Here is a 16,614-nt window from a genome sequence, read left to right as displayed (position 1 = left end):
AAGAATGCTGGAGCGGAGCCGTATATTGTATTGGCCCCATCAAACCGACCAATGTGTCTGTGAACCTGCTGCCCAATCCAGGGAAAATAATTGTGAGCATAAAAACCACCGGGGCTGCCCCGGCTACAGCTGTGTATGAGGTGGCCATAAATGATGTGGACAACAACCGCGAAGTTGCCCGCCATAGCTTGAGAGCCGGTCAAAGTGTGACGGTATCCCTGCCGCCCGGTACATATAATGTAGTTGAGACACAGAACGGAGGGGCTTTGTCTTACAGCAAATCCATTGACGGCAACATAGCCCTGGCATCAGGGCAGAACGTCAACGTGACTATAACCAATCGATTTCCGGTTCCGGTAAAAGGATTTATGCAGATCACCATGAATGTGGAAGGGGCAGCCCCGGCCGGGGTTGCTTATGAGGTGAGTATCAGCGGTTCTGCAGGCAGTGTCAAACGCAGCATCAATGCCGGGCAGACCATTACTGTCGAATTGCCTCAGGGATATTATGAAGTAACTGTAACCAATAGCGGCGGTGCAACTCAGGTAAGAAAGAACCCCCAGGGTGCTATTCCGGTTTATTCAGGTCAGTATAGCGGTGTCAGCATCACAAATGTCTATTGAGTAAATCAGACTATTCTACATATTAAAAAGCGGCCGGCATGCTGCTGACCTTGGCATTAAGTGCCTGCCCAAACATTGTATATCCAGCTATACAAGCCACAGCGATAAAAATCAGTATTAGGGCATATTCGGCCATCCCCTGGCCTTCGTCCTCATGAATCAGGCGTTTTATTATAGCCACCCCAATAACCTCCTATAAATTCAGTATTAAGTTATAGTATCGATAGAATAAAACATTTGCATTAATTCTAATTATTCTCTTTTTTCTGATGCAAACGTAAACAAATTCATAGCTTTGCCCTCAATATTCGGCGGCCCTAGCCTTAAAACCTCGCCCATAGACCTCGATGCTGTTGGTAACGATCATAAAAGCGGATTCATCGATGGCTAACACCATCTCTTTCAATCGCGGCAGCTGCATCCGGCCTACGGTGACCAGGATCAGCATCTCACTCTGACCGGAGAAAGCCCCCTGGGCCGGCAGATAGGTACAGCCCCGGTTTAGATTATGCAGGATGGCGTGTGCGATCTCCTCATAATGCGGAGAGATTATGAAAGTAGTCTCGGTTATACCTAGCCCGGCTTCGACCTGGTCTATTAGCTGAGATGACACGAAAATGGCAATGGCAGAATACATCGCCAGGCTAATATCGCTTATCAGGGCCAGTAACCCCACTACCAACAAATTGACCACCAAAGAGGTTTGCCCAATATTAAAACCCCACAGCCGCTTAACAATGATGGCTATTATATCTGTCCCCCCGGATGAGGCCTTGCTGCGAAAGATAATTCCCGATCCCAGTCCGCTCAATGCACCGCCTAATAAGGCCGAAAGCAAAGGGTCCCCAATTAAGAAGGGAAAGTATTTTAACAAATGCAAAAATCCTGCCAGGGACAATACCCCAACCAGGCTGTAAATCGTGAAGCGCCGACTGATAAAGCGGTATCCGGCCAGAAATATGGGAATGTTCAACAGCAGCACCCAGAGTCCTATTTCAATTCCGGTAGAATAACGCAACAGGATGGCCAGACCGGTGACCCCGCCGGTCAGGAGACTGGCTGGCACCAGTATGCATTGAATTCCCGCCGCTGCAATCAATGAACCGATGATAATGCCCAGTATATCCTGCCAGGTAATGCGTTCTATCCATTTGCTGAAATTCGGTCGGTGCAGAGCTATCTTCATGGTAACCTCCTCAATAATTAGGTTTAGTTTATCCTGGGATGGGCCCCTTCATAATGTCCTACTCATCGGTTAGCGTAGGATTACATTAGGTAAATTAAAGGGTTACACCTTTAGCATAACACCGGTTACATCGGAATGTTCTTTCTGTCAAGTACATGCGGGCAGACAGGGTCATCTGCCCTATATAAGGTTATTGATCAATGATGCCCCCCACTCATCCGGTCGGTTTTGGGCAAGTGGCGAAATGTAGTACAATAATAGAAACTTTATACAAGGATAGCACTGATGGACCAAATTCGCTATGTGGCTACAGCGGCATTCGGCCTCGAATCCATAGTGGCTCATGAATTGAAACAGCTGGGATACTCAGATTTAAAGGTAGAAAACGGGCGTCTGGGCTTCACTGCCGGTCTGGAAGCGATGGCCCGCTGCAGTCTGTGGCTGCGCAGCGCCGACCGCCTACTTATAGAGGTGGGCAGTTTTACCGCCCGCACATTTGACGAGCTGTTTGAAGGCACCCGGGCCTTGCCCTGGCAGGATTGGCTGCCAAAAAACGCGAGCTTTCCGGTAAATGGCAAATCTATCAAATCACAGCTCTACAGCGTATCCGATTGCCAGGCTATCGTAAAAAAAGCCGCAGTGGAAAAGATGAGGCAATACTACCCGCAAAAATGGTTTCCCGAAGACGGGCCTCTTTACCAACTTGAAGTATCCCTCCTGGATGATAATGTGAGCATCACCATGGACTGCAGCGGAGCCGGGCTGCACAAGCGCGGTTACCGCCGGGAGCAGGGAGCCGCACCGCTGAAGGAAACCCTGGCGGCAGCCATGGTTTCCCTAAGCCGCTGGAAAAAGGATCGACCCTTGATTGACCCCTTTTGCGGATCAGGCACTATCTTGATTGAGGCGGCCATGCTGGCCTGCAACATAGCTCCCGGGCTGAAGCGCAGTTTCGACGCTGAGCAGTGGCCGCAGTTTAGTCCGGCAATTTGGGCCAGAGCAAGACAGGAGGCCCGTGACAAGGCAGTTATGTATGGTGATTTGGGCATAGTGGGTTATGATATTGACCCGGGTTGCATAGCCCTGGCACAGGCCAATGCGCAGCGGGCCGGAGTATCAGAACAGATCCGCTTTGAAAGCCAGGCAGTAAAACATCTCAGCTCTGCACACCAATTCGGGTACCTGATCTGCAACCCGCCTTACGGAGAGCGGCTGCTGGATGATAACCAAATCAAGCAGATCTATCACGACCTGGCCAGGGCCTGGTCCGGATTAAGCACCTGGTCAGCCTATGTGCTGACCCCTTATCCAGGTTTGGAAAAGGCTATGGGACGCAAGGCCGACAAGCGCAGGAAGCTTTTTAACGGGCGCATTCCCTGCACCTTTTACCAGTTCTATGGCCCCCGCCCGCAGGAGATCAAGGGCCCATTTGCTGCCAAGGGAGAGCGAACATATTCTTGAATTGTCGTTTGGACTAGCGGGTTTTTGAGCAGTATTTATTGCAGCGGTACCTGCGTTTAAAAGTTGAACGGCCGTATGATAGGGGCCATCAGCAGCAACTGCATCATTTTGTCAATAAAGGGATATAATAAGCCATACCCTTAGTGGGACAGATATTGCCACCACTTCGCATTTGGTAAATTCACTAGACTGTGGAGGTTTACATGATAGCAGCGATCTTGGCAGGCGGCCGGGGCGTACGCTTGTGGCCGGAGAGTCGCATTCAGCATCCCAAGCAGCTCTGCAAATTAGTGGGCAATAAATCCATGCTCGACCATACCATTGACCGCCTCAAACAGGCGGGCTGCAGTAAAATAATCATCATCACCGGCGATGATCTGTTGGCTCCCATCAGTGAGCTGGTGGAAATGCGTCCAGACCGGAATCAGATAGAGGTTTTGAGCGAGCCGGAGGGGAAAAATACCGCTCCAGCGGTCGGTCTGGTTTTATCACAATACGCTAATAACCGCGACGAAGTCTTGGGCATATTCCCCGCAGACCATCATATACTGAACGAGCATGTGTTCAGCAGCAGCTTGAAAAAGGCCAGCCTGGCTGCGGAAAAGGGACATATAGTCACCATCGGCATTCAGCCCGATCGCCCCGAAACCGGCTATGGCTATATAGAGAAGACCAAATGGGAAGTGGGTAATATTGGAGAGGTTTATCAGGTCAATTCCTTTTATGAAAAGCCTGATGCAGAACTGGCTCAAACCTACATAGACACCGGGCGTTTTATGTGGAATGCGGGCATTTATGTCGGGAAGATCGGGGTCTTGGCGGAGGAATTCCGCAAACATCTGCCGGATATCTACAGTGTGGCCAAGAGCGGATACGAGCATTACAAACAGTCCTACAGTCAATTGCCCAGCATCAGTATGGACCATGGCATAGCCGAGAAATCTGACCGCATGGCGGTGGTTCCCGCCGACCTGGGCTGGTGTGATCTGGGCAGTTGGAATGCCTATTCCGAGATTCGCCCCGCCGATGAACAGGAGAATGTCTGTGAAGGACGGGACATCATCGCCATGGACAGCCAGCGCTGTATAGTAAAACAGGCGGATAAAACCATCGTCCTGTTTGGGGTAGAAAACCTGGTAGTGGTAGAGACAGATGATGTGATCATGGTGGCAGACCGCAATAAATGCCAGGATATACGAGATCTGACCGAGGTTTTAAAGGCCATGGGCCGTGAGGATCTGCTGTAAACCGGATCGTCAAGCCCATGTTAATCCATAGCACGGCTCTATACAAATAATGACTATGGGTTGTAACAAGTTGAGGAGGCTTAATAATGAAAAATATTTTCAGGCAGTATGACATCCGCGGCGTGGTAGGCCGGGATCTGGATGATAAAACCATGGATCAGATAACCAGGGCTTTTGCAGCCATGGCTAGCGGCAAAGGCTATGATACCGTCCTGGTAGGCCGGGATAATCGCCTTTCTTCTCCGCAATTCCGCGATACCGTGGTCAATGCCCTGCAGGAGTCGGGCTGCCAGGTCATAGATTTGGGTCTGGTTATCACCCCCATTTTCTATTTCGCAGCCCGCTATCTCAACATTCCCGCCGGGATGATGATCACCGCCAGCCATAACGGCGGTGAATACAATGGCTGTAAACTTTTGTTGGGTGAGTCCACCATATACGGGGAGCAGATTCAGGAAATCAGGCGCATGGTCGAAGACCGGCGTTTTGTCAGTGGGCCGCGGGGCAGCTTAAAATATGTTGATATTGCTGGGGCCTATCAGGAAAACATCAAAAACCTGATCAAAATGGGACCCAAGAAATTAAAGATAGTGGTGGATTGCGGCAACGGCACGGCCAGTTTGTTTGCACCTGAAGTATTTCGCAGCCTGGGTTGTGAGGTCATCGAACTATACTGTGAATCAGACGCCAGTTTTCCCAATCATCACCCCGACCCGGTGAACCCTGACAATATGGTGGACATGGTGAAGCTGGTGCAAGAGCATCAAGCCGACCTGGGCATAGGCATCGATGGCGACGGCGACCGCCTGGGAGTAGTGGACAGTCTCGGCAACATGATCTGGGGCGATCTGTTGATGATACTGTTCTGGCGGGATATTCTGCCCCGTTATCCTGATCTCCCCTGCATAGTAGAGGTCAAGTGCTCACAGAGCCTGATTGATGAGATAGAAAAACTGGGTGGTAAGCCCCTGATCTACAAAACCGGCCATTCATTGATCAAGGCTAAAATGAAAGAAAGCGGGGCTATTTTTACCGGAGAGATGTCGGGGCATATGTTCTTTGCCGATGAATACTACGGTTTCGATGATGCCCTTTATGCCGGAGCCCGCTTGTTGGCCTTATTGTCTCACAGCGAGGCCAACATCACTGAAATGCTGGCCGACATCAATACTTATTACGCCACCCCGGAAATTCGCGTGAAGAGCAGCGATGAGGAGAAGTTTCTGGTGGTCGAGCAGGTCAAAGCTTATTTCAAGGACAAATACCGTATCAACGAGATAGACGGCGCCCGCATTCTATTTCCCCATGGCTGGGCACTGGTGCGTGCCTCCAATACCGGCCCGGAACTGATCGTGCGCTGTGAAGGCAAGACCCCTGAAGACCTGGAGCAGATTAAAGCGGAGCTCTTCGTCTGCTTACAAAATGTGGGAATAGAGGTGGATTCACTCCAGACTTGCCAGGTATAAATGTTGCGATTCGCAGGGAAACTTAAATTAATGTGTACCTGTGTAATGTGACGACAAGGAGTGAACAAAGTGAATTTTATAAACGTGGGAACTTATCCCCCCAAACAGTGCGGGATTGCTACTTTTTCCATGGATTTAAGGGAAAGCCTGTTATTTAATGGACATAAGGTGGCAGTCCTGGCGGTTTCAGACCGAGCCTATGAGTACGATTATCCTCCAGAGGTGATCTTCAACCTCCAACAAGATCAGCTATCACAATACTCACAAGCCGCTTCATCCATCAATCTCAATCCCCGTATCGACATAGCCATCATTCAACATGAGTACGGCATATATGGAGGTACCGACGGCGATTATGTCATCGATCTGGTCAAAAGCTTAACCAAGCCGTATATATTGATATGTCACACCGTTTTGCCGCGTCCTTCCAGTCATCAGAAACATATACTGGAGACGCTGTGTTATCATGCCAGCGGGATCGTGGCCATGACCAGGCACTCCGCCAACCTTTTGACCGATCTCTACGAAGCTCCTGGCGACCTTATCAGAGTTATTGCTCACGGAGTGCCCAATTTCGAGAAGCAGGACGCCCGGCTGTTAAAGCGCAAACTCCGACTGGAAGGCTACGACATCATCAGCACCTTCGGATTGATCGGACCGGGGAAAGGCCTGGAATTGGGTATACAGGCGTTTGCACACATCTCTTCCCAGTTCCCTAATGCCAGATATCTCATCCTGGGGCAGACTCATCCCATGCTGGTCAAAACTGAAGGCGAGAAATACCGTCACATGTTGGAAGAACTGGTTAAAAAACTGGGTTTAGAGGAACAGGTTCTGTTCGTGAACAAGTTTCTTGATGATGAAGAGCTGGGACAATATCTGTATCTTACCGACATCTACCTTAGTCCTTATCCCAACCTTGACCAGGCGGTCAGCGGCACCATGGCCTTCGCGCTGGGATGCGGCCGGGCCATTGTTTCCACTCCTTACGCCTATGCCAAAGAGATGCTGGACAAAGGGACTGGGCTGCTTAGCAAGGGCACCGAACCTGAAGAATTGGCCCAACTGATGAAAAAGATCCTGTCTGACCGCAGCTTGAAATTGCGACTGCAAGACAAGGCCTTGCGCCTGGGAAAGAGCTGGACCTGGAACAACGTGGGCAAACAATATGTCAAATTGACACAGAGTATATTAGGCCCCGAACCCAGCGTCAGTCAGGATGGAGGAACGATGAGCTATGCTCGATGACCGCCACTTGAGAAGAATGACCGACAATATCGGCATGCTGCAATTTTCTGCCCTGTCGGCGCCTGATGCCGGGAGCGGCTATACCCTGGACGATAACGCCCGGGCCCTGATAGCGGCTTTGTTCCTGGAAGATGGACAGGAATTGGCCCTTAAGTACGCCCGCTTCATGAATCAGGCGCAGCAGCCCGATGGCAGTTGGTCCAATCTCTATAATCATGGCCGCTACTTCTCTCAGTTCGATTCTGATGACAGTATCGGCAGGGCTTTAATAGCTGCCGGCTTGGGGATTTCCAGCACCAATGAAACCTTGGCGAAACTGTGCCAGCAGATGTTTAATTTCCATCTGCCCAAGTCCGAGCAGTTTACGTCGCCTCGCGGTATGGCTTACAGTTTGTTGGCACTGTGCAAGCATCCTCAGCCTGATGAGTACCAGCAGTGGCTGCGCGATCAGCTCTGTGAGCATTTGCTGTCTCTTTACCATAACAATCGCAGCCAGGGTTGGTACTGGTTTGAAAATTACCTGACTTATTGTAATGGCATCTTGCCACAGGCTTTGTTTGCGGTATACCGAATAAACCATAAACGAAGGATTCGCAGAGTAGCCTATGAGAGCATCAATTTCCTCAATGATATACTTTTCCGCCACGGCCGGCTGGACATTATCGGTAATGAGGGATGGTACCAGCGCTCACGCAGCATTCCGCTCTATGACCAGCAGCCGGTCGATGCAGCTTCGATAATATTCGCTTGTTACGAAGCTTACCAGACCACCGGCAACCGGGATTACCGGGAACTAGCCTTTAAAGGCTACAAGTGGTACATGGGTGAGAATGCGCAAGGCATGCCGCTTTATGACAATCGAACCGGAGGATGCTTTGACGCCCTCACCAACACCGGCGTCAACCAGAATCAGGGCGCCGAAGCGGTGCTTTCCTTTATGCTGAGTACTATGCTCTTGCTGGGTAAGATGGAACAGACTAACAAGAATGATAATGAATTGGTTCGGGCATCTCTGGCCTAAACCTTCATGTTTCACTGTTACACCGGGATGTTCGAGATTACTGAAAAAGTCCGGTTTGGCATCCTTAAACGTTAGTGCAAGATCTTGAAACTAGCGTAATAAGAAGATTCCTCAGCTATGCATCATAATGACATGACATTTTTTAAAGATTTAAGACCTTTTCTGTAGCGAAAATCGTTGCAGAAAAAGGTGCTGGTTCAACAGACAAATGTCCTCAGCGAAAGAAATGCCCCGGTTTTATCCGGGGCACTTTATTGTCTTCATGCACGGTCAGGTCAATTGTTGCGGCGGTATTCAGCCGGGATCAAATCAGCTACTGTGGCTGTGGCCACACCGATGCTGGTATCGGCGGCGCCATAATATACCATCACCAGGTCGTCATCATCCAATATATCTTTATCCTTGTCGCTCACCGCCCCACAGGTGAATACCACATTCGGCACCCATGCCCCGCTGAGCCCGATCTCATAATCCTCTTCAGGCTGTAAGATGGGATTGGGCGATCTGTAGATCACTCTTTGCGGGTCCTGCAAGTCGACCAGAAAAACTCCCAGGCTGTAAACATAATTGTAGTCCACCCCGTGGTAAATCAACAGCCAGCCGTGTCTGGTCTTGAGCGGTTGTGCCCCGGCGCCTATCTTTAAGGAGTCCCACATCCGGCCCGGTCTCGGTCCCAGGATAATGGCGTGTTTTTCTTTGATGGGGAATTTGATCTCCTTACTGTAGGTTACCCATATACTGGGCTCAATGCGGTGATAGACAATGTATTTGCCGCCGATCCGTTCCGGGAACAGTATAGCATCTTTATCCCAAATGTTTTTAAAGGCCAGCCCTTCCCGTTTCCAGGCCTTGTAATTGCCGGACAAAAAATCCTTCAAGGTGATGGAAGCAGCCGCTATCTGGGCCAGGTTGCCGTCGTAGGCGGTGTAGAGCATGACGATTTTGTCCTCCACTACTACCACGCGGGGATCTTCGCAGCCCATACGTTCTTCTGGAGTGGAAGGCGAGAATATTGGTTCAGGAAGGCGTTCCAATACTTTATAGCCATCCGTGACAGCCAGACCGATATGGGATATGCCATCATTTCCCACCCCGCGGTAGAACAGGTAGACCTTGTCACCAAAGCGCAAGGCTCCAGTATTGAGCACATATTTGGCTTCCCAGGGATTTTCCTCAATGGGCTCCAATAATGGATTGCCGGGATAACGTATCAGGTTTTTACTAGGCTGGTTGGTGGTCTCCTGCACCACTACAGTCACATCTTTAGGCCGGGTGGGCAATAGCGTATCCAAGAGATTCTGGTTGCTCTTGCCGGACAGGATCATGCGATATACTAGTTGCATAATATTTTCGGGATCATAGCCCAGTTCCAGATAGAGGTTTTCCAGAAAGTCATGGTTAAACCAGCGGTTCTCCACCGTAGTGGTCCAGGTGCCGGGAATTTTGAGCCCGCCCTTAAAGCTGTAGCTGGCCCAGCTCCAGGCGGTACAGGTCAAGAAGGTGCCTTCCTCCAAAACTTGCGACAGGCCGTAACCCTGGGCCATGAGGCGGAATAAGCGGGCATATTCGGCTTTCCCCGTATCTTCCAACCTGCCCGCCAGCGCTTCTATCTTATTGACCAGGCTGCGATGATGGTGGTTTTCGAAGATGTTATGCACCGAGAATTCTTCGCCTTTTTGCGCCACATTCATGCAGTTGCGCAGTTTGGCGCCGATATTCTTGCGTTCCCCGACGTTTTGCTGATTAAGCTCGGAAAAATGTTCGGCCACCGCCAGGCGGCGCAAAATGCTGGTCAAATATCTTAACCGAGGGTATTTCCCCCCAGTCCCGGGCATTTGCGGACGAACCGTTATGCGGCCGGCGATGTGGTTGGCAGTGGATATCTTGCCCCGACCCAGAATGCCCAATTGTATCTCCTCGGGCATAATGATGATTTTTATCGGCACCCATTCAAAATGTTCCGGTTTGAGGGTCTCTGCCAACCAGTTCAGATCCCGGGTGCTATAAGAGCGGTCCTCAATGAGATTGGCGAATGTCACCGCATCACGCGGGTCCATCTTTTCAATCAATTGTTCCGGCTTATAATACCCGAGTGGGATCATTAAGTTGATGGGCGGGAACCTGACCAACATCTCCCTGATCTTGTCAATATGCACCGTGAACATGGCCTTGGTATCCACCAGTTCCAGCAGGTGGGAGATGAATTCGGCCACGCCGTCGCTGCTGCTGAGGTCGCCGGGCATTATTTCGCCCATCGCCCGTTCCAGGCTTTCCATGAAGCGCTCCACCCCGCTGATAAGTTCAGCAGCCGGACCCTTGACCGGCAGTCCCAACCCATCCCCGATAAATGCGGCGAACTCTTCATCATAGCTCTTGCGCAAGTTGCGGAAGATGTTGTCGGTCTGTACGATGCGCTCATCCTTGCCACGGATTTTCTTGGGTATGACCAATGGTTTGCCGGGCACGTATTCCATATATCCCAGGGGTATCAGAGCAGGTTTGAGCTGCTCCTTTTTGTTCATCCAGCGCCGTATAAAATCCGGTTTGCAGCAGAGCAACTCATCAGTCAGCTGGCGCCTAATAGTGTTCATTTTGGAAACTAACAGGGCATCCTGTTCGCTGCTCTCCAGCTGCGCAAACAAGGCTTTAAATTGCTGCATCTGCAGCACATAACTGGCCACCCGGCCATTATATAGAGCGGTCAGCAGGTCTAGTATCTGGCCCTTATCAAGTTCTTCAAAACTGTAATCTATGGCCAGTTCGGTGAGCAGCTTCACCCAGAGGCGATTGTCTAGATTGAAGCTATGCTCATTAAGACCGGTGATCTGCTGAACCAGGTCATAATCGAAGAGCTGTCTCATTAGATCATAATTCTGCCTCAAGCCTTCATGAAAGCTGTCCAGCAAGTCTTGGGGATCATGATGACCGATATCAGCTTGTTTGACATCGTTGTTGGCCAGGATGTCGGCTACTTTTACCACCAGTCTGTCCTGCACCCAGACGGCAGTGTCGCGGCTGGCGGCTTCGAAGATGATCTGCGCGGTATCCCGAAATACCCGGTTGCGCTTTGCCAGGGAGGCCGGTTGGATATCCCCATTCAGGCTGACTTCGCAGATGCTCTTGTTCCAGCATAAGGCCCGGGTTATCAACCAGAAGTCGATGCCGTAGCCATTTATGTGCTCTCCCCAGAACATGGTTTCATGGGCCAAGTCTTCCACCAGATCATGGGACAGTGCGTAGATGCCCCCTAAAGGATCAGTCATGCGGAAACCGTAGAAGGTTTCCATGACCGGTGCAGTCAGCATGTGGGCGATGCTGTCCACCCCCAAATGGCGTCTCATGCTCCCTACCACCATGTCATAGGGACCCTGGATCGGGTTGAGCAGGCTTTCCAGCCATTCCCCCTGTATGCCCGGTCCTTCAGGGGTATTCATATTGGCGCTAAAAATGATCAAATCGGCTTCCAAACGCTTGGTTATCTCTATGATGGCACGGATGCTGCCGCCCCGCCCGCTGCAGGGACCGGGCAGAATAAACTCCAGGTGAGGGTGCTTTAGCGGCAATTCTGCAACATCACCCAGGAAATCAGCGGCCGAATGGTCGCCAACCATCAACAGCAGTTGACGTTTACCTATCCATGAAGTCAAAACTTGATCGACTGATTCCAATAAGGCCAGAAATTGCTCCTTATTCTCATGAAAAGGTATGCCGATAACCAGATCGTAGCTGCCCATTTCTCTAAGCCGCGGAATAACTCCGGCTATGGTTTGATCAAATGCTTCTTCACATTTTAATAATATGGTTTGAGTCAAGGCTGGTCCTCCTTCTCATGCACAAAAAATTGGCATCCTGCAATAATTATGTGCAATAAAGGAGGCGAATATGAAAGTATTCCAAAGATAAAACCGACGGGCTTTACACCGTTACACCGGGACGTGCGCGGCCACTGAAAAAGCCCTGTTTCGTCATCCTTAAACGTTAGTGAAGGATCTTCAAAACTACTGTAATAAGAAGTTACTTGGCTATGCTTCAGAATGACATGACACTTTTTCAGTGGCCTCAGATGCCTTTTATTTTTGTCACAGTAAAAACGTCTTGTTGTAATGCTATCCCTGCACCGCTTCTTCCAACTCGGTTACCAGCCGGCCGAAATATTCCAGAGCAGATTGCACCGGCTGCGGTGAAGTAAGATCGACGCCGGCCTTTTTCAGTACCTCCACCGGATAGTCAGAAGCCCCGGCTTTGAGGAATTCCATATAGCGCTGCACTGCCTGTGGCCCTTCATTCAGGATCTGCTCTTTGATGGCAGTGGCAGCAGAGAAGCCAGTGGCGTATTTGTAAACATAAAAGGCGGAATAGAAATGCGGGATGCGGGCCCATTCCATCTTGATATCCTCATCCATTACCACCTCTGGGCCGTAATAAAGGCGGTTTAAGTCCAAATAGCTGTTTTTCAGAGCTTCGGTGGTCAAGGGCTGGCCTTGTTCAACCATGTCATGGATTATCTTTTCGTATTCGGCAAACATGGTCTGGCGATAGACCGTGCCGCGGAACTGCTCCAAATAATGATTGATCAGGTAAATGCGTTCCTCACGGCTGTTGCTGCGTTTGAGCAGATAATCTATCAACAGCGATTCATTTACGGTTGATGCCACCTCAGCCAGGAAGATGGGGTACTGGCTGTACACATAGGGCTGGTGGCGGTTGGAATAAAAGCTATGCAGAGCGTGGCCCATCTCATGCGCCAGGGTGAACACGTCATCCAGCTTATTATCATAGTTCAGCAATACATAGGGATGAGTATCATAGCCACCCCAGGAATAAGCCCCACTGGTCTTGCCCTGGTTTTCGTATACATCTATCCATCCCCCTGAAAAACCGTTTTTCAGGACTTCCAGATACTCTTCTCCCAGCGGCTGCAGGGCTTCTAGCACCTGTTCCTGGGCTTTTTCAAAGGGTACCTCTAACTGATACTCTTTCACCAGTGGCACATAGATGTCATACATATGCAACTCATCCACATTAAGGATCTGGCGACGCAGTTTCAAATAGCGGTACATGTGCTCCATATACTTGTGCACCGATTCGATGAGACGGTCGTACACTTCCAACTCGATATTATCCTGCTTAAGGGCCGCATGCCGGGCTGAAGGGTATTTCCGCACCCGGGCGTAGAAAACATCTTTTTTAACACTGGCCGAAAGCGATGCAGCCAGAGTGTTTTCCAGTTTGCCATATGCATTGTACAGAGCATGGAAGGCCTCTTCACGCACCCGGCGGTCCTGGCTTTCCATGAAACGGCCGTAACGCCCCTTGGTCAGCTCCACCTCCTGCCCGTTTTCATCGCGGATCATACCAAACTTCAGGTCGGCGTTGTTGAGCATGGTGAATATGTTTCCTGCTGCCAGGGCCAGATCAGCGCTCTGAGCCAGTATTTTTTCCTCGGGGTGAGAGAGCACATGTTCTTTTTGCCGGTAGATCTCGTCGAACATATGCCGGTACAGCTTTAAATCCTCGACCTCCCGGGTAAACTGTTCGAATGCCTCTTCAGGGATCTCGGTCAGTTCAGGGGTGACGAACGAAGTAGCACTGCCAGCCTCTATCATCAAGGCCTCAGCCCGATCATACAAAGCCTGGTAACGGTTGTCGGCATTGTTCTCGTCACGGCGCATCTTGGCATACAGCACCAGTTTCTCTCCCTGCCGGTCCAGGGCTTCGATCTGCCTCAACCCCTGCAGCAGGTCAGAAGCTGACTTGCCCAGCCGCCCCTGCAACTGAGCCACCTCGGTAAGCAACCGCTTCATCTCTGCATAATCCTTCTCCCAGGCAGAATCATCGCTGTATATATCGCCCAAGTTCCATTTGAAGCGTTCCTCTATATCATTTCTTTGGGGGCTATGGTTCACGTCCATCCTCCTTATCACGTCAGTTACTGCATCAATGGTTATGTTATCCATTATAAACCTATTCTTCTTTAGTATGACACACGGGGACGTTTTCAATGTGTCATTTTCCCGTTAAAGGGTGTGACAGGGGACGGTTCTGCGACACAAGGGAACGGTTCAAAACCGTTCGCGTATGAAGACTTTCATCATGTTTATCTATTTTGTATTGAAGCGGCCCATGGCCCGCAACCGCCTGTAGCGCTGCTCAGCCAGGTCGCCCCCGTTTTCCATTACTTCATAGAGGTTTCTGGCTATAGCCTCTTTGACTAGGGCTATAGTCTCTCCAGGGTCGGTATGTGCGCCACCAACCGGTTCAGGCACTATCTCATCAATGATGTCAAGTTCTTTCAGGTCTTTGGCGGTCAGTTTTAAGGCTTCGGCCATGTCCTCGGCTCGGTTGACATCTTTGGTCAGTATCGAGGCGCAGGTTTCGGCTGAGGCTACGGAAAACACCGAATTGGAGAGCATGATCAGGCGATCACATACTCCCAAGGCCAGAGCCCCCCCGCTGCCTCCTTCTCCAATCACAGTCGATATGATCGGCACCTTGAGGCCGGACAACAGCATCAAATCCTGAGCAATAGCCAGTGGCTGCCCGCGCTCTTCCGCCCCGGCGCCGGGGTAAGCCCCCTGAGTGTCTATGAAAGTCAACACCGGACGCCCGAATTTTTCAGCTTGATTGAGCAAGCGCTGCACTTTGCGGTACCCCTCGGGATGGGGCATGCCGAAATTGCGTTTGATATTTTCGTTGGTGTCTTTGCCGCGCTGATGCCCTAGAACGGTTACCGGCATGCCGTTAAAAGTTCCGATTCCGCCCACCACAGCCTGGTCATCGCCGTACATGCGGTCACCATGCAATTCAATCCACTCATCGCAGATTCCTTCAATGTATTGAATAGTGGTGGGGCGCTCAGCATGACGGGCTAGCAGGACTTTTTCCCAGGGGGTCAGATTTTGATACTTGATTTCCCTGATAGCCTGCAGCTTACTCTCTAAATATTTGATCTCACCACTGAGATCGAAGTCCAGGCTGCCTGATAGTTCCACCAGTTCCTTTATTTTATCCTGAATATTTTCATACTTGTCTTCGTAGTCAAACTGTCTCTTAACCATGGTTACCTCCAAGGTGAAGCCTTAAGAGCTGCCCTATCACCACAGGCATTTCGGCGCGATCAACCACCAGATCGAGCATACCGTGCTCTAATTGGAATTCAGCGCGCTGAAACCGCTCCGGTAGTCGCTGCCCCAGAGTTTGCTGGATAACCCTGGGCCCGGTGAAACCGATCAATGCGCCTGGCTCGCCGATGATTATGTCGCCCAGGCCTGCGAAACTGGCCGGTACCCCGCCCACAGTTGGATGGGTCATTACTGATATGTACAATAATCCCTGTTCATGGAAGCGCTGCAGAGCAGCGCTGGTTTTTGCCATCTGCATCAGCGAGAGCATGCCTTCCTGCATGCGGGCGCCACCGGCAACGGCAAAAGTGATAAAGGGCAGACGCAATTCCATGGCTCTTTCGATGGCCAGACACACTTTTTCCCCTACCACCGAACCCATGCTTCCCATGAGGAAACGCGAATCCATAATCCCAAGAGCCACTTCATATCCCTGTACTCTGGCCTGCCCGGTTATTATGGCTTCTTTCAGGCCGGTCTTCTCCTGAGCCTCAGACAACTTCTCATCATATCCCGGGAATTCCAGGGGATTGTAAGAATCCAGGTCAGCATCCCATTCCTGGAATGTGCCCGGTTGTGCGATCCAATCCAAACGTTCCGGCGCATACATGGGAAAATGGTGCCTGCAAACCGGGCAAACTTTAGCATTCTGCTGCAGTTCCTCTTCTGATGTGCTAGAGCTGCATTGCGGGCAAACCGCCTGGCCTGGCCGGGATGGCCGGAATGGTTGGGTATCATGGGGAACAGGAATGTATTTGGTTTTTCCGAATGAACGTTTAAGCATTTTTCCCTCCGGTTTACTCCAGGGCCTCGACCAGTGCAAACATGAATTCCCCGCTGCATACGGTTTCCCCGTCGATAGTGATCTTGCCTTTGCCCTTGCCGATGCTGCCTTTTATTGCAGTCAGCTCAGTGGCTATCAAGAGAGTCTCTCCGGGAATGGCCGAGCGTTTAAAACGGATGCGGTCGACCCCGGCAAACATGGCTATCTGGCCTTGATATTCTGGTTGTGACAGCAGGGCACAGGCCCCCACCTGTGCCATGGCTTCAATCATCAAGACTCCAGGCATCACCGGGTTACCGGGAAAGTGGCCGATAAAAAACTGCTCATTTATAGTCAGATTCTTAATTCCCACCGCCCGTACGCCCGGTTCGAGTTCGACCAGGCGATCCACCATCAAAAATGGATAACGGTGGGGAATGATTTTCATGATTTCATCCACATTCATATTGACGGTCAT

Annotated in this window: 13 protein-coding genes; 6 read left to right on the top strand and 7 right to left on the bottom strand. The window is 50.7% G+C overall.

The genetic code is table 11. The features are described from left to right. The coding region (locus tag AC15IQ_RS05710) for a hypothetical protein (protein ID WP_483177706.1) at positions 1-623 on the top strand (623 nt) is incomplete at its 5' end. A gap of 22 nt (positions 624-645) precedes the next feature. Here the strand turns inward: AC15IQ_RS05710 and AC15IQ_RS05705 are convergent. After that, complete coding sequence (locus AC15IQ_RS05705; protein WP_483177705.1) at positions 646-804, bottom strand: Flp family type IVb pilin; 159 nt, start codon at positions 802-804, stop codon at positions 646-648. A 120-nt stretch (positions 805-924) separates the two neighbouring features. Next, positions 925-1,809, bottom strand: coding sequence for a YitT family protein (locus AC15IQ_RS05700; RefSeq protein ID WP_483177704.1), 885 nt, complete (start codon positions 1,807-1,809; stop codon positions 925-927). A 285-nt stretch (positions 1,810-2,094) separates the two neighbouring features. Here AC15IQ_RS05700 and AC15IQ_RS05695 point away from each other — a divergent pair, with 285 nt between their 5' ends. The 5 genes from AC15IQ_RS05695 (at position 2,095) to AC15IQ_RS05675 (ending at position 8,252) form a co-directional block, all read left to right on the top strand. Continuing rightward, positions 2,095-3,270 carry a THUMP domain-containing class I SAM-dependent RNA methyltransferase gene (locus AC15IQ_RS05695; RefSeq protein WP_483177703.1) on the top strand — a complete coding sequence of 392 codons (1,176 nt, stop codon included), beginning with the start codon at positions 2,095-2,097 and terminating at the stop codon, positions 3,268-3,270. 203 nt (positions 3,271-3,473) lie between these two features. Next, complete coding sequence (locus AC15IQ_RS05690) at positions 3,474-4,517, top strand: mannose-1-phosphate guanylyltransferase (protein WP_483177702.1); 1,044 nt, start codon at positions 3,474-3,476, stop codon at positions 4,515-4,517. A gap of 86 nt (positions 4,518-4,603) precedes the next feature. After that, a complete protein-coding gene (locus AC15IQ_RS05685; RefSeq protein ID WP_483177701.1) occupies positions 4,604-5,983 on the top strand; it encodes a phosphomannomutase/phosphoglucomutase in 1,380 nt (459 codons plus the stop codon). Between the two features lie 69 nt (positions 5,984-6,052). After that, positions 6,053-7,231: a glycosyltransferase gene (locus AC15IQ_RS05680; protein ID WP_483177700.1), complete on the top strand. Its 1,179-nt coding sequence runs from the start codon at positions 6,053-6,055 to the stop codon at positions 7,229-7,231. After that, entirely contained in the window at positions 7,221-8,252 is a 1,032-nt protein-coding gene (locus tag AC15IQ_RS05675; protein WP_483177699.1) for a hypothetical protein, read from the top strand. Before AC15IQ_RS05680 ends, AC15IQ_RS05675 begins: the two co-directional genes overlap by 11 nt. Before the next feature lie 275 nt (positions 8,253-8,527). Here the strand turns inward: AC15IQ_RS05675 and AC15IQ_RS05670 are convergent, their stop codons facing one another. The 5 genes from AC15IQ_RS05670 to fabZ form a co-directional block, all read right to left on the bottom strand. Next, positions 8,528-12,064, bottom strand: a complete 3,537-nt coding sequence (locus AC15IQ_RS05670; protein WP_483177698.1) for a glycoside hydrolase family 130 protein — start codon at positions 12,062-12,064, stop codon at positions 8,528-8,530. Between the two features lie 294 nt (positions 12,065-12,358). Continuing rightward, positions 12,359-14,164 (bottom strand): oligoendopeptidase F, encoded by a 1,806-nt coding sequence (pepF, locus tag AC15IQ_RS05665; protein ID WP_483177765.1) that lies wholly within the window; start codon positions 14,162-14,164, stop codon positions 12,359-12,361. Positions 14,165-14,353: 189 nt separating this feature from the next. Further along, positions 14,354-15,310, bottom strand: coding sequence for an acetyl-CoA carboxylase carboxyltransferase subunit alpha (locus tag AC15IQ_RS05660; RefSeq protein WP_483177697.1), 957 nt, complete (start codon positions 15,308-15,310; stop codon positions 14,354-14,356). Next, positions 15,303-16,157: an acetyl-CoA carboxylase, carboxyltransferase subunit beta gene (gene accD, locus AC15IQ_RS05655; RefSeq protein WP_483177696.1), complete on the bottom strand. Its 855-nt coding sequence runs from the start codon at positions 16,155-16,157 to the stop codon at positions 15,303-15,305. The genes AC15IQ_RS05660 and accD overlap by 8 nt, the downstream gene beginning before the upstream one ends. 13 nt (positions 16,158-16,170) lie before the next feature. Next, complete coding sequence (gene fabZ / locus AC15IQ_RS05650; protein ID WP_483177695.1) at positions 16,171-16,614, bottom strand: 3-hydroxyacyl-ACP dehydratase FabZ; 444 nt, start codon at positions 16,612-16,614, stop codon at positions 16,171-16,173.

Source organism: Syntrophomonas sp. DTU019 (genome assembly GCA_913757435.1).
GTDB lineage: Bacteria > Bacillota > Syntrophomonadia > Syntrophomonadales > Syntrophomonadaceae > DTU019.
The sequence above is the reverse complement of the archived record's forward strand: the minus strand, read 5'-3'. Positions and strand labels throughout refer to the sequence as shown.